16 protein-coding genes and 1 riboswitch are annotated in these 17,419 nt (G+C 60.7%); of the genes, 5 read left to right on the top strand and 11 right to left on the bottom strand.

Annotated elements, in window-relative coordinates; translation table 11 throughout:
- Window positions 1-5 precede the first annotated feature (5 nt).
- The 3 genes from gltS to ACR0C9_RS04070 all read right to left on the bottom strand — a co-directional run bounded on the left by gltS (window position 6) and on the right by ACR0C9_RS04070 (window position 2,836).
- A complete protein-coding gene (gene gltS, locus ACR0C9_RS04080) occupies window positions 6-1,220 on the bottom strand; it encodes a sodium/glutamate symporter (protein ID WP_480780438.1) in 1,215 nt (404 codons plus the stop codon).
- 6 nt (window positions 1,221-1,226) lie between these two features.
- On the bottom strand, window positions 1,227-1,751 hold the full coding sequence (locus ACR0C9_RS04075; protein WP_170451459.1) for a DUF6446 family protein: 525 nt from the start codon (window positions 1,749-1,751) through the stop codon (window positions 1,227-1,229).
- A gap of 155 nt (window positions 1,752-1,906) precedes the next feature.
- Window positions 1,907-2,836 carry a glycine--tRNA ligase subunit alpha gene (locus ACR0C9_RS04070; RefSeq protein WP_170453078.1) on the bottom strand — a complete coding sequence of 310 codons (930 nt, stop codon included), beginning with the start codon at window positions 2,834-2,836 and terminating at the stop codon, window positions 1,907-1,909.
- Between the two features lie 206 nt (window positions 2,837-3,042).
- Here ACR0C9_RS04070 and ACR0C9_RS04065 point away from each other — a divergent pair, with 206 nt between their 5' ends.
- Entirely contained in the window at window positions 3,043-4,785 is a 1,743-nt protein-coding gene (locus tag ACR0C9_RS04065) for a serine protease (protein WP_480780437.1), read from the top strand.
- A gap of 52 nt (window positions 4,786-4,837) precedes the next feature.
- Here ACR0C9_RS04065 and ACR0C9_RS04060 read toward each other — a convergent pair whose 3' ends face one another.
- From ACR0C9_RS04060 to metZ, 5 genes are all read right to left on the bottom strand, one after another.
- A complete protein-coding gene (locus tag ACR0C9_RS04060) occupies window positions 4,838-6,415 on the bottom strand; it encodes a 5-guanidino-2-oxopentanoate decarboxylase (protein ID WP_480780436.1) in 1,578 nt (525 codons plus the stop codon).
- On the bottom strand, window positions 6,415-7,863 hold the full coding sequence (locus ACR0C9_RS04055; RefSeq protein ID WP_170451465.1) for a TrkH family potassium uptake protein: 1,449 nt from the start codon (window positions 7,861-7,863) through the stop codon (window positions 6,415-6,417). The genes ACR0C9_RS04060 and ACR0C9_RS04055 overlap by 1 nt, the downstream gene beginning before the upstream one ends.
- A gap of 52 nt (window positions 7,864-7,915) precedes the next feature.
- Entirely contained in the window at window positions 7,916-8,623 is a 708-nt protein-coding gene (locus ACR0C9_RS04050) for a hypothetical protein (RefSeq protein WP_170451467.1), read from the bottom strand.
- Window positions 8,624-8,908: 285 nt separating this feature from the next.
- Entirely contained in the window at window positions 8,909-10,009 is a 1,101-nt protein-coding gene (gene folE2, locus ACR0C9_RS04045; protein WP_170621607.1) for a GTP cyclohydrolase FolE2, read from the bottom strand.
- 204 nt (window positions 10,010-10,213) lie between these two features.
- Window positions 10,214-11,404, bottom strand: a complete 1,191-nt coding sequence (metZ, locus tag ACR0C9_RS04040; RefSeq protein ID WP_480780435.1) for an O-succinylhomoserine sulfhydrylase — start codon at window positions 11,402-11,404, stop codon at window positions 10,214-10,216.
- 65 nt (window positions 11,405-11,469) lie between these two features.
- Window positions 11,470-11,547, bottom strand: a riboswitch (SAM riboswitch).
- A gap of 91 nt (window positions 11,548-11,638) precedes the next feature.
- Between metZ and ACR0C9_RS04035 the strand changes: the two genes are divergently transcribed.
- Window positions 11,639-12,616 (top strand): alpha/beta hydrolase, encoded by a 978-nt coding sequence (locus ACR0C9_RS04035; RefSeq protein WP_480780434.1) that lies wholly within the window; start codon window positions 11,639-11,641, stop codon window positions 12,614-12,616.
- A 23-nt stretch (window positions 12,617-12,639) separates the two neighbouring features.
- The gene (locus ACR0C9_RS04030) at window positions 12,640-13,329 is read left to right on the top strand and encodes a glutathione S-transferase N-terminal domain-containing protein (RefSeq protein WP_480780433.1); all 690 of its coding nucleotides are present in this window, start codon (window positions 12,640-12,642) and stop codon (window positions 13,327-13,329) included.
- 32 nt (window positions 13,330-13,361) lie between these two features.
- Here ACR0C9_RS04030 and ACR0C9_RS04025 read toward each other — a convergent pair whose 3' ends face one another.
- Entirely contained in the window at window positions 13,362-14,390 is a 1,029-nt protein-coding gene (locus ACR0C9_RS04025; RefSeq protein WP_480780432.1) for a VOC family protein, read from the bottom strand.
- A gap of 84 nt (window positions 14,391-14,474) precedes the next feature.
- Window positions 14,475-14,840, bottom strand: coding sequence for an OB-fold nucleic acid binding domain-containing protein (locus ACR0C9_RS04020; RefSeq protein WP_480780431.1), 366 nt, complete (start codon window positions 14,838-14,840; stop codon window positions 14,475-14,477).
- Window positions 14,841-14,967: 127 nt separating this feature from the next.
- On the opposite strand from ACR0C9_RS04020, the gene ACR0C9_RS04015 reads away from it, so the two are divergent.
- Window positions 14,968-15,291 carry a 2Fe-2S iron-sulfur cluster-binding protein gene (locus ACR0C9_RS04015; RefSeq protein WP_039534845.1) on the top strand — a complete coding sequence of 108 codons (324 nt, stop codon included), beginning with the start codon at window positions 14,968-14,970 and terminating at the stop codon, window positions 15,289-15,291.
- Between the two features lie 95 nt (window positions 15,292-15,386).
- Entirely contained in the window at window positions 15,387-16,055 is a 669-nt protein-coding gene (locus tag ACR0C9_RS04010) for an FG-GAP repeat domain-containing protein (RefSeq protein WP_480780430.1), read from the top strand.
- Window positions 16,056-16,147: 92 nt separating this feature from the next.
- Here ACR0C9_RS04010 and purD read toward each other — a convergent pair whose 3' ends face one another.
- Window positions 16,148-17,410, bottom strand: coding sequence for a phosphoribosylamine--glycine ligase (gene purD, locus ACR0C9_RS04005; protein ID WP_480780429.1), 1,263 nt, complete (start codon window positions 17,408-17,410; stop codon window positions 16,148-16,150).
- Between the last annotated feature and the right edge of the window lie 9 nt (window positions 17,411-17,419).

Genomic DNA, 17,419 nt, shown 5'->3' with positions numbered 1-17,419 from the left:
GGTCCTTAGAATGAAACGATCGTCTGGATGACGATGGCATTGGCGATATCCACAAAGAATGCGGATACAAGGGGCAGCACGATAAAGGCAATAGGCGACGGGCCATATCGCTTGGTTACGGCGGTCATATTGGCGATAGCGGTGGGGGTTGCGCCCAAAGCGAAGCCCCCGAACCCTGCTGCAAGCACGGCGGCGCGGTAGTTCGAGCCCATGACGGGGAACAGAACCCAGATCACAAAGACGACGGCAAACAGGGTTTGCGCAGTCATGATGACGACGATGGCCAGCCCCAGTTCCGCGATTGTCCAAAGCTGCAGGCTCATCAGCGACATGGCCAGAAACGCGCCCAGCGAGAATTCCGAGATCAGTGCCAGCGAAGGTGTGCGCGACACTTGCGGTGCATTCGGGGCAATCCAGTCGCGCAGATTGGCGATCACGATTCCCATGATCAGGCACGGAACAAACAGCGGTAGTTTCAGCCCGGCGGCCGTGATCGCCTCGCTCAGCACATATCCGAAGATGATCGCGAGGTTGAGGTGCAGAAGGACGCGCATGATCGTCAGGTGATCGATCTTGGAATTGCGCTCGTCCGCATCATCGGGAAGGCCGATTGTGTGTTCCTCATCCGGGCGCGCCGGTTGTAGGTTTCGGCCCTCGACCAGAACCCGCGCAATCGGCCCGCCGACAAGCGCGGCAAGAACAAGGCCAAGGGTCGCCACCGCGACACCCAACTCGGTCGCACCGTCCAGGCCAGTCACTTCGGCCACATCCGAGGCCCAAGCTATCGCCGTTCCGTGCCCGCCGATCAGGGAGGCTGAGCCAAACAGCACCCCGGCCTGCGCGGGATAGCCGAACGTCACCGCTCCGGCAGCGCCAATCACGTTCTGGAAGATGATGGTCGCAAGCGTCAGAACAAGAAGCAAAAACAGTGGCTTGCCGCCTGCAATCAAATCAGACAGCCGCGCATTCAGGCCGATCCCTGCAAAGAACACAACCAACAGGAAATCACGGGCCGCGAGGCCGAAGCTGAGTTCCAGATCAAACAGAAGAAACAGCCCCAGAACGACAAGAGACGCCAACAGACCTCCGGTCACCGGCTCGGGGATGTTGAACTGGCGCAGCGCCGCGACCCGAGCGTTGACCTCGGCCCCGATCAAGTAGACCGCGAAGCCCAGCGTCGCCGTTAGAAAATCCGGGATCTGCAGGGTCTGCGCGTCCATGGCGATTTAACTTTCAGGCCGAGGCGGGCATTCTTCGCCTACAACGGTGCCGTCATAGGCCTTTTCGCCACAATTGTTCAGCGCGTGCCAGATGTAACCTTTGCCATCCTGTGTGACAGCCACGATCCGATCCACACCATAGTGGATATTCTTCTGCCCGATGAATGCCTGCGCCTGACCGGATTTCAGAGCATCTGCCAGAGCGACCGCATCGTAACAATCAAACCAGCCCGGCGCGGTCAGGGGGGTCGCCTCGTCCGCCAACTGGTACGTCGATTGCAACTCATCCAGCGTCAGATCGGTGTCGAAACAGGCCCGAAACCGGATCGGAGAACTGTCGGCGTCGATCGCCTGAAAACCCGAATATTCGATCGCAACCGGTGCATCGGCCCCGTCGACCAGCAGCGCCACGTCCTCACCTGGCGATGGTGCGACATCGTAATAGAACCCATAGACCTGCAAATAATACATCCCGCCGCCCGCAAGCGCGGCGGACACCAGAAGAAGGATGGCGAGCAATTTGCCAGTCATGTTTTGAAGGTCCCTCGTTCGCAGTCTTTCTCAGGTATTGCAGAGGTAGCGCGTGCTACGGGACAGTACAGTCCGCCCGTCGCCCGCTGTCCAACTCTCAGGCCAAGGTCACCAAATCCCTGTGACCCTTGAGGTCGTGTTTCCCGTTGGACGCATCAGGCCGCGTGCCCTGCGGCCTCGGTCTGAACAAAGGCATCCGCGCATTGTTTGGCTAGGGCCCGCACGCGCCCGATATAGGCCTGCCGTTCGGTCACCGAGATTACGCCGCGCGCGTCCAGCAGGTTGAAGATATGCGACGCCTTGATGCACTGATCATAGGCGGGATGCGCCATGATGATGCGCTTGCCGGTTTTCGGATCGTCATGTTCCTGCGCCAGAATGGCGGCGCATTCGGCCTCGGCCTCTTCGAAATGGCGCAACAGGACCTCGGTATTGGCGACATCGAAATTCCAGCGGGCGTATTCCTCTTCGGTCTGTTTGAAGATGTCGCCATAGGTCAGCGGACTGGGGGATTGCGGGTCGTTGAACGGCATGTCCATCACGTGATCGATGCCCAGCACATACATCGCCAGACGTTCCAACCCATAGGTCAGCTCGCCCGAGACCGGGGCGCAGTCATGGCCGCCGACCTGTTGGAAATAGGTGAACTGGCTGACCTCCATCCCGTCGCACCAGACCTCCCATCCCAGCCCCCAGGCGCCCAGGGTGGGGCTTTCCCAGTCATCCTCGACGAACCGGATGTCGTGCAGGTCCATATCGATGCCGATGGCCTGCAGCGAGCCCAGATACAGCTCTTGCAGATCCGGCGGGCTGGGTTTGATCAGCACCTGATACTGGTAGTAATGCTGCAACCGGTTCGGGTTCTCACCGTACCGCCCGTCGGTCGGGCGGCGCGAGGGCTGCACATAGGCCGCGGCCCAGGCCTTGGATCCCAGCGCGCGCAAGGTGGTCGCCGGATGGAAGGTCCCTGCCCCGACCTCCATGTCGTAGGGTTGCAGGATCGCACAGCCCTTGGACGCCCAATAGGTCTGAAGCCGCAGGATAATTTCCTGAAAAGAACGAGGTGCGCTGGACGGTTCGGTCATGACATTCCCTTTGGGCGTCGCTTGCGCCCTGTTCCGGTCGGTTTTGCCCTTCCTATGCAAGGGGCCAAGGGGCGTCAACGGGCCAATGGCCCCATGCTGTATCTGCACGGCCACACCGTAAATTCCCCGTATTCCCGCCATGGCATTTGAAGGACGAAATCGCGTATTCTGCGCCAAAGCACCAACACTGCATAAACGGGCAGACAATGACACGAGTTTTAACGGCATTTCTTTTGTTTCTTCTATTCGGCCTGCACGCCGCATCCGCTCAGCAAGACCAGGGCGTTTGGGTACAGGTCGAGGCTCAGCCTTCCTTGCGCGAGGCGCAGGAGCGCGCGCAGGTTTACGCCAGCGCCCTGCCCGATGTGAACGGGTTTCGTCTGAACAGCGGCTGGTACGCCATCGTCATTGGGCCTTACGCCCGCAGCGATGCCGAACAGGTTCTGCGCGTCTACCGCGCCGAAGGGGAAATCCCCCGCGACAGCTTCATCGCATTCTCCAGCGCCTTTGGTCAGCAGTTCTGGCCGGTCGGCGCCAACCTGCTGGACCGTGGAATCGCCACACCACCGGTAGAGCCCGAACCGCAGCCGGAACAAAACCTGTCCGAGGTGACACCGCAGGCGTCCGACGAAACCCGCGCGCAGGCGCTGCAATCCGAACGGCTGCTGAGCGCGCAGGAACGGAAGGACCTGCAAACCGCGCTACAGGCCGCAGGGTTCTATAACTCGACCATCGACGGAGCATTCGGGCAAGGCACCCGCCGGTCGATGGGCGACTGGCAGCGCTTTAACGGCTATGAGCCGACAGGCGTTCTGACCACCTTGCAGCGCAAGGCGCTGATTGATGACTACAACGCGCCGCTGATCAGCGTTGGCATGGCGCAATATGTGGACGATAAGGCCGGTATTGCGATGGACATGCCTTTGCAGGCATTGGCGTTTGATCGCTACGAAGCCCCCTTTGCCCATTTCAAGTCTGGTTCGGATACCGGAGCCAAGGCGCTGCTGATTTCTCAGGAAGGCGACAGATCCACGCTGCGCGCGTTGTATGAGGTGATGCAATCGCTGGAAATCGTACCGCTGGATGGCCCGCGCGAGCTGCGCGGCGACCGGTTCTCGCTGGAAGGGCGCGGCAATGGCGTTGTTTCGTTCACGCAAGCCAAGCTGGACGACGGGCGGATCAAAGGATTCACGCTGGTCTGGCCCGAAGGCGATGAGGCGCGCCGCCTGCGCGTTCTGGCGGCCATGGCGTCCAGCTTTGCGACCACCGACGCGGTTCTGGACGCAACCGCCGGGGCCAATTTGGATCAGCGGATCGATCTGGTTTCGGGCCTGCAAGTGCGCAAACCGCGCCTGTCCCGCTCGGGCTTTTTTGCCGACACAAGCGGCGCGGTGCTGACCGTGTCCGAGGCAGCGGACAATTGCACCCGGATCACACTGGATGGCGATCAGGAGGTTCAGGTCGCCTGGACCGATACCGATCTGGGTGTTTCTGTCTTGCGCCCCAACCAAAGCCTGGCCCCGATGAGCGTTGCCGCCTTCAGCGCAGGCACACCGCGCATTCAGTCCGAAGTGGCGGTGTCCGGGTATTCCTATCAGGGCGCACTGGGCGCCCCGACCCTGACCTATGGGCAAATCGCGGATGTTCGTGGTCTGAACGGTGAAGAAGGGGTCAAACGTCTGGCCCTGAACGCCCAGCCCGGCGATGCCGGAGGCCCCGTGTTCAACGACAGCGGCAATGTGGTGGGCATGTTGCTGCCGACACCCACCGAAGGACGCACCCTGCCCGCCTCGGTCAGCCTTGCGGCGACCGCGGACCGTTTGACGGACGTTCTGACACAGGCAGGCGTTTCCGGTCAGTCCGGCCCTGAAGAGGCAACGCAAATCTCGCCGAACGAATTGAACCGCCGCGCAACGGGAATGACTGTTCTGGTTCATTGCTGGGACTGATCCCAGCCCTATCCGCAGAAAAAGAAACGCCGCAGATTTCTGCGGCGTTTTCTTATTTCAGGATCTCCGGCGTGACGTGGATCAGCGTTGGAACCGGCGCATCGAACGCGGCCTTCACCGCCTCCTGCAGTGCAGCCAGAGTGCCGGGCGCGGCGGACCGTGCCCCAAACGCCTCGGCCAGTTTGCAGAAATCGGGATTGCGCGCCACGACCGCATTCGGCGCGATCTGACTGCGGACCATGCTGTCCTCAATCTCTTTCAACTTGCCGTTGTCCCACAGGATGATCGGCAGCGACAGGCCCAGTTCGACCGCGACGCCCAGTTCCTGCATCGTATAGTGAAACCCGTAATCCCCGGCGATCACAGCGGTTGGTTTGCCTCGCCGCGCCACAGCCCCGCCAATCCCCGCTGGCAGGCCATAGCCCAAGGTGCCAAAGCCGGTTGGGTGGTGCCAGTGATGGGGATAGGCCATATCCCAGACCTCTTTCGCGACATAGGCAAACTGGGTCATATCGGAATAGATCATCGTGTCGGCGGGCATCGTGGCGCGCAGAGCGTCAAGGATCGGTACGATGCCCGGACGTTCGGCATCAACCTCGGCCCGCCAACGGGCGCGCGCCTCGGCCACCTCTTCCTGCGTCCAGCCCGTGGCCGGATTCGCGTCTTCGGTGGCGACCCAAAGGGCGCGGGCAAAGCTTGTGCTATCCGCCTGAATCTTGATTGCAGCGCGGTGATGGTCTGACAGCACCTCGGGGTCCAGATCGACGCGGATCAAAGTGGCCGAGTGCCCCAGCTCTTTCCGCCAAAGATCAACCTCACCCAGTTCAGCCCCCACTGCGATGACCAAATCGGCCGAGGTGATCACCTCGGCGCTGCCGGGGCGCGGCAACATCGAGCCGAAGTCCAGGGGATAGTTCGCGCCAACCATGCCACGTCCGGCATAGGTGGTGAAACAAGCCGCACCCACCTGCGTCAAAATCTGCCGCCAGTCATTCGACCGGCATCCGCCACCCAGAATGAACAAGGGGCGTTTCGCGATGTTCAGCAAGGACACTACCGGCGCCACATCCGGCGGCAAAGCCTTGGTCCGCAGCGCGGGTTGGTTCGGAAACGGGGCCGGATCGGCATCCGCCTCAAGCTGTACGATCGGCACCTGAATGTGCTTGGGGCGGGGCCGCGACAGTTCGAATTCTTCAAATGCGCGTTCGATCAAGCCATAGGCGGCCTGCGCGGTATTCGCCTGTGCGGACCAATCGGCGACTGTACCCGCCGCCCCTTGCTGATCCTTCATCTGATGCAATTGCCCCCGCTGCGCGTGTGTCTCGTCCAGACAAGAGGACAGAACCAGCATGGGCACCGAGTCACTATAGGCCTGCCCCATAGGCGTCATGGTATTGCACAGACCCGGCCCGGTGATCACATAAGCCACGCCCGGCTTGCCCGTCGCGCGCGCATATCCGTCGGCCATGAAGCCTGCCCCCTGCTCGTGCCGGGCCAGAACATGGTTGATCCCGGCCTCTTTGATGCCGCGGTACATTTCCTGATTGTGAACTCCGGGAATACCAAAGATCACGTCAACGCCACGATCCCTGAGCATATGCGAGATCTGCGCGCCAAGAGCTCTTTTCATCAGCTTCTCCAAAATTGAACGGTGAAGATTGCGTAAACGGCCAGCAACTCAAGCCGTCCGACCAGCATGCCGATGGTCAGCAGCCATTTCGCCGAGTCGTTCAGCCCGGCAAAATTACCCGCCGGACCGATCTGATCGCCCAGCCCCGGCCCCACGTTGGCCAGTGCTGTCGCCGCCCCCGAGACCGATGTTATGAAATCCAAACCGGTCAGGGCCAGCGCCCAGGACAGGACGCCCATGGACAACACGAAGAACATGAAGAAACTCATAACCGAAGTCAGGACATCGCGGCTGACAGGGCGTCCGTCGTAAAGCGGCATGAACACCCCATGCGGGGACCGGATGCGCCGGATCTGAGTTTTGATCGATGCAAACAGCAACTGGTACCGGAACACCTTGATCGAACAGGCGGTCGAGCCCGCGCAGCCGCCGATCAGGCCGATCAGGAAAAACAGCATCACCGGGAAACTGCCCCAGGTCATGTAGTTGACGCTGGCATAGCCGGTGCCCGAGATGATCGAGGTGATGTTGAACAGCGACTCGCGGAAGGCGCGCTCCCAGTGGTGCGGAAAGACGGACATCAGGAAGACGGCCATGACAACGACCAGAACGAAGATCGTCGCCAGAAACGCCTTGATCTGACTGTCCTGCCAAAGTGAGTTGGTCTTGCCGTTGGCCAATTGCACATAGCGGACAAACGGCAGCGCGGCGAGGATCATGAACACCGAGGCCGCATATTCCGCCGGACCGGTGAAGGTCGCGAACGAGGAATCGTAGTTCGAAAAGCCACCCGTTGCGATGGTGGTCATGGAATGAACTGTGGCGTCAAAGAAGCTCATCCCGAAGCTGGCGTACACCAGTCCGCACGCCAGTGTCAGAAACACGTAGATCAGGGAAATCTGGCCCGCAATCTCTTGCGCGCGCGGCAGGATTTTTCCCATGGTTTCAAACCCTTCCGAGCGGAAGATCTGCATCCCACCCACGCGCAGCTCGGGCAGGAACACCATGGCGACAACGATGATGCCGATGCCGCCCAACCATTGCAGGATGCCGCGCCACAACAAAAGGCCCTGTGGCAGATCATCCAGCCCGGATATTACGGTCGAGCCTGTGGTCGTCAGGCCGGACATCGCCTCGAAATACGCGTCGACAAAGCGCAGTTCCGTTTCACCGAACAGAAACGGGATCGCGCCAAAGACCGGCAGCGCGACCCAGACGCCGGTTGTCAGCACAAAGGTCTGCCGGATGGTCAGCCCCTCGCCCACCCCGTTCGAGCAGCTCATGGCCAGAACCGACCCGGTCAGCATGGTGATGATCGCGCTTTCCAGGAATACATACCATTCGCCGCGCCCTTCGATCAGGTCCGCGAGCATAGGAAACAGCATGGTCGCCCCAAGAATGGCGACCAGCAAGCCAATCACATATCCGACCGGGCGAATGTCCATCATGAGGCGCAGCGTTGGCGCGCCTGCCCGACCGTGTCAAGCCGATGATCCGCGATTACTCGTCGGATTTTGCAACAGGTTGCGGCATCACCGGTGGTTTTGAAGGCGCCCGGGTGCGGCGTGCCTGCGGCTTAGGCGCCTCGGAAGCGGCAGGTTTTGCCGTCTCGGGCGCTTTTGCCGGAGCCGCCTGAACAGGCTTGGCCGCAGGTTTCGGCGCTTGGGCAGTTTTGGCCTTGGGCGCGGTTTTTGCGACCGCTGCTTTGCGTGGGGCGGGTTTGGCAGCCGGAGTCTTGGGCGCAGTTTTGACCACCACCGTTTTTTCCGGCGTAGGTTTCGCTGCAGCTTGCTTTGCGGGTGCCGGCTTTGCCTCGGTGGTCTTTGCAACAGGTGCCGCAAGTTTCGGCGCGGGCGCTGCGGCTTTGCCGGGTGCTTTCGCCTCAGCTTCGGGCTTCACAGCCGGTTTGGCCACAGCGCGTGGTTTCGCGGTAAACTTGGCCGCAGGTGCCGATTTGGGCTTGGCCGCCGCAGGTTTCTTGACCGGGGTCGCCGCTGCACGCTTGGCAACCGGTTTGGTCGCAACGGGCTTGGCCTCTGCCGGAGCGGGTTTGGATGCCGTATTGTGCAACGCGTGGACCGGGGCCATGGGCAGTTCCAACGCCGAACGCGCCATGATCTGCATGATCTTGATTTGGCTCACCATGGCGTAACCTGCCACGCGAAACGCCGCTGCCTGAAGTTCCAGCGGTTGGGTAATCGGATTCATTACATGTCTCTCCTGTAGTAGCGATGCAGCCAGGTCTGTGAGAGTGTAAGACCCGCCCCGCTCCGATCGCTCGGGCGGCAGGTTGGGTATTGCAGTCCAAGGCGTGGCACGTCTCGGTGTCCCTCCGGGGCGGCACGCACACAGTACGCAGGCGTGCCGCAGCTGCATTCAGGACCATCCATACCTCAAACGACTGCGCAATTGCAGCATTTCTGCTGCATTGCGGCGAAAAAACGCTGGTAGTCGCACTATGCGATGAATTTTCAGCCGCTTACCGGCCGCGGTTCATCCCACGTGGAACAGAGTCGCAAACAATCTGGGATCAAGGCTGGCCGATTCGAATGTCGGCCCTTCGGTCAGAACCGATACCGCATCGTGGCTGTGAAGGCTTTCCTGATGGCTGGCAATCACGCGGAAATCGCCGACGTGGTGATCTGCCAGCAGCTCGGCGCAGAACAGACGCGCGGCATCCTCGACGAAAATCGGGTTGGCGGCGTTCAATTCGGCAAACGCCTGCTCGTCCTCGCGTTTGACCATGACCTGTGTTTCGGTCGGAACCGCGCGGCGGCACAGTTCGATCAGGTCTTCGAACCACAGGCAATCCGCGTCACGATCCACGACAACCGAAATCCGGGCGACCGACCGTTGCGAGTGTGGCGTTGCAAGCTGCCCGCGCTGAGACCTTGCATGTTCACTCAGCTCCAGCGAACAGGGGCACGTGGACGAATAGACATAGTCCAGATGCATGATCTTCTGGCGAACGCCGTTCTGTTCCACCAGTTCCAGCGCAATGTCGTAATACTGGTACCCTTCCAGCCCCGACCGCAGGCTTTTCACCTTGATCGGATAGGAGAACCGCATCTGGATACGCGCGTCAAAGCTGTCCAGATCGGTCAGATAATCGCTCAGCGCCGATTCCATCACTTCGAAACTGAACGTCCGCTCGGTATGTTTGTAGAAAGACCGCATGATCCGGGACATGTTGATGCCCTTTTTCTCGGCCTCAAGGCTGACCGTGCCAGTGATCGAGGTTTCCAGCGTCAGAACATCACCGTCCTTGCGGTGGAATCGGATCGGCAGGCGGAAATTGGAAATCCCCACATGCTGAATCTGTTGCTTTGCGCCACGGATCAGACTGGACGGGCCGTTTTGCAGATCGGGCAGCGATGCGCGATAGGCGGTGTCCACGGCAAAGCCATCGGGATAGTCCCGCGCAAGGGTCGGATAATTCACCGCACCCGTCCCCGGCAATAGACGCGCAACCGCCGGATCAAGCTGCGAGATTTCCAGCGACGACGCAGTCTCGGCCCATTTCCGCAGCACCTTCAGGGCAGCAGCAGCTTCATCACGATCCGGGGTGTCAATGTCGCGCGGGTGAACATTCATGGACTGAGGTTCCTCGATTGGTCGTCATTGATATATACCACGGCAAGTTATTTGCCAGATAAACCTACTACGCGTGCAATAGCAGCCCGGATCGAAATGAGTGACGCATTTGCGGCATTTTCAGTCAAAAACCGCCCGCGAATGTAGCTGACAACCATTCAGCAGAGTAAATCCGGGGGCTGACAGGCCTCCGGCAGCGCCTTGTTAACCTTGCGAGGCTTTCAGCGCGTTCTGAATATCGGCCAGAAGATCGCCTGCATCCTCAAGCCCAACCGAAAGGCGGATCAGACCGGGTGTGATGCCCAACTCATCCTTCTGTTCATCGCTCAGACGTTGATGCGTGGTTGTGGCCGGATGGGTCGCGATGGACTTGGCGTCACCCAGATTGTTCGAAATCACAGGGATCGTCATCGCGTTCAGGAACGCAAACGCCGCATCCTTGCCCCCCTTGATGTCCAGCGACAGGACAGTACCACCCTTGCCACCCAACTGCCGCTGCACCAGATCGTTCTGCGCATGAGTCTTCAGTCCGGGGTACAGGGTCCGGTCCAAGGCCGGGTGCCCTTCCAGCGCCTCGGCAATCTGCTGCGCGGACGCGGCCTGCGCGTTGACCCGCAGCGCCATGGTTTCCAGACCTTTCAGCATGATCCAGGCGCTGAACGGGCTCAGCGCACCGCCGGTGTGCTTCATATACGGCTCGACCGTGCCGCGAATGAAGTCCTTCGTGCCAAGAATGACGCCGCCCAGCGCGCGCCCCTGCCCGTCGATGTGCTTGGTGGCCGAGTAGATCACAACATCCGCGCCCTGATCGATCGCGCGCGAGAACACAGGCGTCGAAAACACGTTGTCCACCACAACCAGAGCACCCACCGCATGGGCCAGTTGGGCCACGGCCTCGATATCGATCACTTCCAGTGTCGGGTTCGACATGGATTCGAAGAACACCGCCTTGGTTTCAGGCCGGATTGCGGCCTTCCACTGGTCCAGATCGGTGCCGTCCACAAAGCTCACCTCGACGCCAAAACGCGTCAGGATGTTTTCGACGATGTACAAACAGGATCCGAACAGAGCTTTGGCCGAAACGATATGATCCCCGGCCTTCAGCATCGAGGTCAGCGCGCCATTGACCGCCGCCATGCCCGAGGCGGTGGCAAACGCGTCCTCGGCCCCTTCCAGCGCCGCAATGCGCTGCTCAAAGATCGAGACGGTCGGGTTGCCGTAACGCGCGTAGATAAACTCGTCCGGGCCACATTCCAGGAACCGGCCCTCGGCCTGTTCGGCGGTGTCATAGACGAAGCCCTGGGTCAGAAAAATCGCCTCGCTGACCTCATTATACTGACTGCGACGGATGCCGCCATGGACGGCTTGGGTGCGTTTGTTCCAGCTCTCGCTCATGTCATTCCTTTCGGCCTCGATCCCCAAGGCGCATCAAAAAAACCCCAGACGCGGTCAAGCGAAAGGGGCCTTTCATCCTGACCTTTTAGCGGTGTTGTTTAGCGTGGCCCGCAATCCGGTAACAAATCGCCACGTGATGCTGTTGCCCTTACGCCGCAGTCGCGAATTCGTCAACCCCGACCGGGGCAACGTCACGGTTCTGTAATCGTTCATTCATCGAAGCGTCATAGCGTCATGACAAAGCAGCACCACAACATCTTGTATGAGGCAGAGCCAATGCCAGTAATCAGGATCAATGCTGTCGGCGGACACGCCCGGTTGCACGGCAGCCCCCGACCCATAAATGGGGTCTTGCGCCAAACGCGTCACACCAGCGGCCCGGTCATCATCATGACCCATGGCTACAAATACCGGCCCGATGACCCGAACGCCTGCCCGCACCTTCACATGCTGTCGCTGCGCCCCAAAACAATGCCGTGGTACAGCCCCAGCTGGCCGCAACATCTGGGCTTTGGCGCAGGGTTCCGGGATGAAGGGCTGGCCATCGCCTTCGGCTGGGACGCGCGCGGCCCGCTGTGGACAGCGCGGCGACGCGCGGTCGAAGCCGGGCGCGTTCTGGCCGATGTCATTCAACAGATGCACAGGCTGAACCCCGACCGCCCCATCCACTTCATCGGGCACTCCATGGGCACAGAACTGGCGTTGGAAGCGCTGCATCACATTCAGCCGGGGGCGCTGAACCGAATTGTCTCGCTGACCGGGGCCGTCTACCAATCGCGCGCCGTTGAAGCCTTGCAAACCCCCGCAGGGCGTCAGGCGGAATTCATCAACATCACCAGCCGCGAAAACGACCTGTTCGACTTCCTCTACGAAACGCTGATCCAGCCGCCTGCACCGGGTGATCGCAGCATCGGGGCCGGTCTGAGCGCACCCAATGCCGTCACGCTACAGATCGACTGCCCTGCGACCGTGGATCACTTGTCCACGCTGGCCTTCCCCCTCGCGGCACCGCAGCGGCGTATTTGTCACTGGTCCAGCTATACTCGGCACGGCGTTCTGCGTACCTACAACGCTTTGCTGCGCGACCCCAAGCGCCTGAGCCTGACCGCATTGCGGCGCGGTGTGCCCGACCAGCCGAACCGCCGCTGGTCACGGCTTTTTGCGGTGCCCCGCCCGCAAGCCCTCTTGCCGTTTGCGCAGAAAACCTCATGATTTCCTCAACCTGAGGAGACATCATGATCGATCTGTATTTCTGGCCCACGCCGAATGGCTGGAAAGTGTCCATCGCGCTGGAAGAGATGGGACTGCCCTATACGACTCACCTGATCAACATCGGCAAAGGCGACCAGTTCGACCCCGCGTTTCTGAAGATCGCACCCAACAACCGCATGCCTGCGATTGTCGATCCCGACGGCCCCGGCGGCGCGCCCGTTTCCGTGTTCGAAAGCGGCGCGATCCTGATGTATCTGGCCCGCAAGACCGGGCGTTTTTACGGCGAAACCGAGCGTGACCGGATCGCGGTTGAGGAATGGCTGATGTGGCAGATGGGCGGCGTTGGCCCCATGGCCGGACAAGCGCACCACTTCCTGAAATACGCCCCGCAACTGGACCCGCCACAGGACCTGCCCTACCCCAAAGACCGCTACCGCACCGAGGTCGGCCGGCTTTACGGCGTTCTCGACCGCCGACTGGCCGAGAATGAGTTTGTCGCGGGCGATTTCTACTCGATCGCGGACATGTCGATCTGGGGCTGGGCCAGCCTGTGGGAAGGGCAGCAACAAGTGCTGGATGACAAACCCCATTTTGCACGCTGGCTTGAAACGGTCAGCGCCCGCCCCGGCGTTCAGGCCGGTCGTGCGCTACATGCCGAATTGCGCGGCGATCATCGCGACAAGCAATCGCAGGGGGTATTGTTCAAGCGGTGAGCCGTTCTTAGAGTTCCACACGGACCAACGGATCAGATAACGCCCGCGACCGCAGCCAATATCACCCACAAGCTGAGAACAATCCACGTGCCGGTGATCAACCAGAACACCCCGGGCCGTATTGCGCGGTCGATCGGCTCGACAAAGTCAGCACGCCCGGTTCTAAGGGCAAGCCAAGTCCAGATCAGAAACAGGACACCCCAGAAAACCTGCAAATCCAAAAACACGGCAAGCCAAACGCAAGTCACTGCGATCAGCGATTTCCACGCCAACCCGTGGGTCTTTCGTATGACATCAGAGTTTTGCCCTTGGGTAACATCGACCGCGTCACCAAACGCGGGCTGGAGTATGAAATGAGCACCTTGCCGGTCCGAGACCAATATACGCTCGTCCGGTAAGTCATTGTGATGACGCCCGCCCCGCGCTTTGGTGCGCTGAACGGCGTCGGCCACCGATCTCACGCCGAAACACGGCATCCAATACCGAAACTTGCCCCGGATGGCCTCGGGCACCTCTTCGACCTGCGCGACCACCGTGCCGTCGGGGTGGCGAATATCGTATCTGGGCCACGGGGTTTCCACGCTTTTCTCAAATCGCCAGTTGAAGAGATCCGCATAAAACGGCTCGATCAGCCCAATGTCCGGGACATGATGAAATCGGGCCACAACTGCGCCGGGCCCCGACGTCGCAGAGGTGATCTCCGGCCCTTCATACATTGTGAAACCCGCGCCTGATGGATCCCGGACCAGAGCGATGCGCGCCTCATCGCTGAACGGCTGAGGTTCCACTTCGATGATAACCCCTTCGTGCCGACGTGCCTGTTCGACCTTCGCATCCAGATCATCGACATGGATATAGGACATCCAGAAAGACGGCATGTTCATCTGCGCCAACCGCTCGGGCATCGGGAAGATGGCCGCGACCTGCTGCCCGCTGATGGTGGCAAAGTCGTAGGCGCCATCGCCGCCGAAAGACCAACTGAAGACGTCGCTGTAATCGGCTCTGGCCGCCTGCATGTCGTAGGTGGACAGGTCGGTCCATAGAAAATGCCCGTATGCCATAGCGCCCTCTTCCCGTTTCGGTACCTACCCGAGCTATGACCGGAAATTCGGGCTGTCCAGAGGCCGCACTATACGCAGATTGCTTTATTGCCCCTCGCCCCGCACCAGCACATCCAGCATGTCTGAAATATCCTCGATCTCTTCCGCGATCACATGGGTCACCGAATGCGCCCGCTGCATCCGCCCCGTAACCCGCAGCAACCGACCCGATATCACCGCACGGCGGAACTGCTCGTAAATCTTACGCCAGACCACCACGTTCACGATACCCGTCTCGTCTTCGAGCGTGACGAAGATCACCCCCTTGGCGGTCCCCGGCCTCTGCCTCAGGACCACCAGCCCGGCCACGGCCACACGCGCGCCCTCGGGCGGTGCGGTCAACTGATCTGACGGCAAACAGGACGGCGGGCGCGGCCAGTCCCGCTTTGAAACCACGGGGCGAACAAGCATAAGAACAAAAATAGAACATATGCACGGAAAGTCCAGACACGGCGTCACGAGTCGCAAATGGTACTGGAAAGACCTAAATGCCTTCACTAAGGAAGAATTCGAACATCGCAAAAGGAAGACGCACGCAATGGCAAAGATCACCTATGTCGAGCATGGCGGTACCGAACATACAGTCGAGGTCGCCAACGGACTGACCGTCATGGAAGGGGCACGTGACAACAATATCCCCGGCATCGAGGCCGATTGCGGCGGCGCATGTGCCTGTTCTACCTGCCATGTCTATATCCACCCCGACTGGGTCGAGAAAATCCCCGCCAAGGATGACATGGAAGAGGATATGCTGGACTTCGCCTATGAACCCGACCCGGCCCGCTCGCGCCTGACCTGCCAGATCAAGGTCACCGATGCGCTGGACGGTCTGGTCGTGCAGATGCCGGAAAAGCAGATCTGATGCATCCCAAAGCGCCGCGCCTGCCCGTCCGCCTGTGGCAAGGATGGGCTCGCGGCGCGCTGACAGCCTTATGCATGTGGCTGGCGGGGGCACCCATGGCAACCGCCGACACCATAGCCTCTGCCCGATTCACAGAACCCACCACTCGTTATCCGCATGGCGTTCTGGGCGACACTATCGAATATGGCGCGCTGGAGCTCACCATCCAGACCGCTGACGCAAGCGCCAGCCCTTCAATATTGACGATACGTTTACCGCAAGACCGCGTTTTCGAAGACCTCGCGCCGCGGCTGGTGGATGTCACCAAAGACGGCTCACCCGAAGCCATTGTCGTCGAAAGCCAGGCCAACACCGGGGCACAGCTCGCGGTCTATGACGCACGCGGGGAAAAGATTGCCGCGACACCGCATATCGGTACACGCTTCCGCTGGCTCGCCCCCATCGCAGCGGCTGATCTGGACGGCGACGGCCATATCGAGATTGCCTATATCGACCGCCCTCACCTTGCCAAAACCCTGCGCATCTGGCGCTACAAAGACGATGCCCTGACCGAAATCGCCTCGCTCCCCGGTCTGACCAACCACAAGATCGGTGAGGATTTCATCTCAGGCGGCCTGCGCAGCTGCGCCAACGGTCCGGAACTCATCGTTGCCAGCGCCGATTGGACCCGGATCATCAGTATCACGTACCAAAACGATTGGACCCAAACCGATATCGGCCCATTCGCCGGCCCCAAAAGCCTCGCCCAAGCCCTGGAATGCTGATCCGTTCTTCATCTGGCCAAAAATATCTCGGGGAGCGCGAGGGGCTGGCCCCTCGCCCAGAAAATTGAGACGGGCGCAGCCCGGCAATCAGATCACAGCGCCCGCCACCCAATATCGCGGCGGAAAAACCCTTCGGGCCACTCGACCCCATCCACCATCGCATAGGCCCGATCCCGCGCCTCTTGCAGCGTCTCACCGCGCGCGGTGACGTTCAGCACCCGCCCGCCAGAGGCCTGCACCTGCCCCTCAACCGCCTTGGTGCCCGCATGGAATACCATATTGCCGCTATCTTCCGGCAGACCATCCAAGCCTTTGATAACCGACCCTTTCTCATACGCCCCGGGATAGCCTTTCGCGGCCATGACCACGGTCATCGCATGATCATCCGCCCAGTTGACGCGGGTCTCATCCAACCGCCCCTCGGCTGCTGCATGCATCAGGTCCATCACCTGCGCGCCCAGACGCATCATCAGAACCTGACACTCGGGATCGCCGAACCGGACGTTGTATTCCACCAGACGCGGTTGCCCGTCCTTGATCATCAGACCGGCATAGAGCACCCCCTGAAACGGAGCGCCCCGGCGTTTCATCTCGGCCATGGTGGGACGAATGATCTCGTCCATAGCGCGGGCCTCGACCTCGGCGCTGAGAACCGGTGCAGGAGAGTACGCCCCCATTCCGCCAGTATTCAGCCCGGTGTCCCCTTCGCCAACCCGCTTGTGGTCCTGCGCGGTCCCGACAGACAGAGTGTTTTCACCGTCACACAGCACGAACAATGACGCTTCTTCACCATCCATGAACTCTTCGATGACCACTTCGGCCCCTGCACCACCGAACGCACCGCCGAACATGTCGTCGATAGCCTCCAGAGCCGCCTGCTCGTCCATCGCCACAATCACGCCCTTGCCCGCCGCCAGGCCGTCAGCCTTGACGACAATCGGTGCGCCCTGCTCGCGGATATAGGCTTTGGCCGGTTCCGCCTCGGTAAAACGCGCATAAGCCGCCGTTGGTGCGCCAGAGGCATCGCAAATCTCTTTGGTAAAGCTTTTCGAAGCTTCCAGCCGCGCCGCCTCGGCTGACGGGCCAAAGACCAGCACGCCTGCCTCACGCAGCCGATCCGCCACGCCTGCGGCCAAAGGCGCTTCGGGGCCGACGATCACGAAATCGATCGCGTTGGCTTCGGCGAAATTGACCACCGCGCCGCCATTTTCGATATCCAAAGACGCGCATTCGGCGATCTGAGCGATCCCGGCATTGCCCGGCGCAACAATCAGACGGTCGCATTTGGGGTTCTGCATCACCGCCCAGGCCAGGCTGTGCTCGCGCCCGCCGCTGCCGAGAATAAGGATGTTCATGGGGTCGTC

It is taken from the genome of Ruegeria sp. C12 (genome assembly GCF_056537745.1).
Note: the sequence above shows the minus strand (reverse complement) of the source record. Positions and strands in the feature narration are given on the sequence as shown.

Excerpts from the sequence above, each read along its gene's own strand:
- ACR0C9_RS04055 (WP_170451465.1), bottom strand. The coding sequence starts at position 7,863 with ATGATGGACATTCGCCCGGTCGGATATGTGATTGGCTTGCTGGTCGCC.
- ACR0C9_RS04070 (WP_170453078.1), bottom strand. The coding sequence starts at position 2,836 with ATGACCGAACCGTCCAGCGCACCTCGTTCTTTTCAGGAAATTATCCTG.
- ACR0C9_RS04065 (WP_480780437.1), top strand. The coding sequence starts at position 3,043 with ATGACACGAGTTTTAACGGCATTTCTTTTGTTTCTTCTATTCGGCCTG.
- ACR0C9_RS04035 (WP_480780434.1), top strand. The coding sequence starts at position 11,639 with ATGACAAAGCAGCACCACAACATCTTGTATGAGGCAGAGCCAATGCCA.
- ACR0C9_RS04030 (WP_480780433.1), top strand. The coding sequence starts at position 12,640 with ATGATCGATCTGTATTTCTGGCCCACGCCGAATGGCTGGAAAGTGTCC.
- ACR0C9_RS04015 (WP_039534845.1), top strand. The coding sequence starts at position 14,968 with ATGGCAAAGATCACCTATGTCGAGCATGGCGGTACCGAACATACAGTC.
- ACR0C9_RS04025 (WP_480780432.1), bottom strand. The coding sequence starts at position 14,390 with ATGGCATACGGGCATTTTCTATGGACCGACCTGTCCACCTACGACATG.
- purD (WP_480780429.1), bottom strand. The coding sequence starts at position 17,410 with ATGAACATCCTTATTCTCGGCAGCGGCGGGCGCGAGCACAGCCTGGCC.
- metZ (WP_480780435.1), bottom strand. The coding sequence starts at position 11,404 with ATGAGCGAGAGCTGGAACAAACGCACCCAAGCCGTCCATGGCGGCATC.
- ACR0C9_RS04020 (WP_480780431.1), bottom strand. The coding sequence starts at position 14,840 with ATGCTTGTTCGCCCCGTGGTTTCAAAGCGGGACTGGCCGCGCCCGCCG.
- ACR0C9_RS04050 (WP_170451467.1), bottom strand. The coding sequence starts at position 8,623 with ATGAATCCGATTACCCAACCGCTGGAACTTCAGGCAGCGGCGTTTCGC.
- ACR0C9_RS04075 (WP_170451459.1), bottom strand. The coding sequence starts at position 1,751 with ATGACTGGCAAATTGCTCGCCATCCTTCTTCTGGTGTCCGCCGCGCTT.
- gltS (WP_480780438.1), bottom strand. The coding sequence starts at position 1,220 with ATGGACGCGCAGACCCTGCAGATCCCGGATTTTCTAACGGCGACGCTG.
- ACR0C9_RS04010 (WP_480780430.1), top strand. The coding sequence starts at position 15,387 with ATGGCAACCGCCGACACCATAGCCTCTGCCCGATTCACAGAACCCACC.
- ACR0C9_RS04060 (WP_480780436.1), bottom strand. The coding sequence starts at position 6,415 with ATGAAAAGAGCTCTTGGCGCGCAGATCTCGCATATGCTCAGGGATCGT.
- folE2 (WP_170621607.1), bottom strand. The coding sequence starts at position 10,009 with ATGAATGTTCACCCGCGCGACATTGACACCCCGGATCGTGATGAAGCT.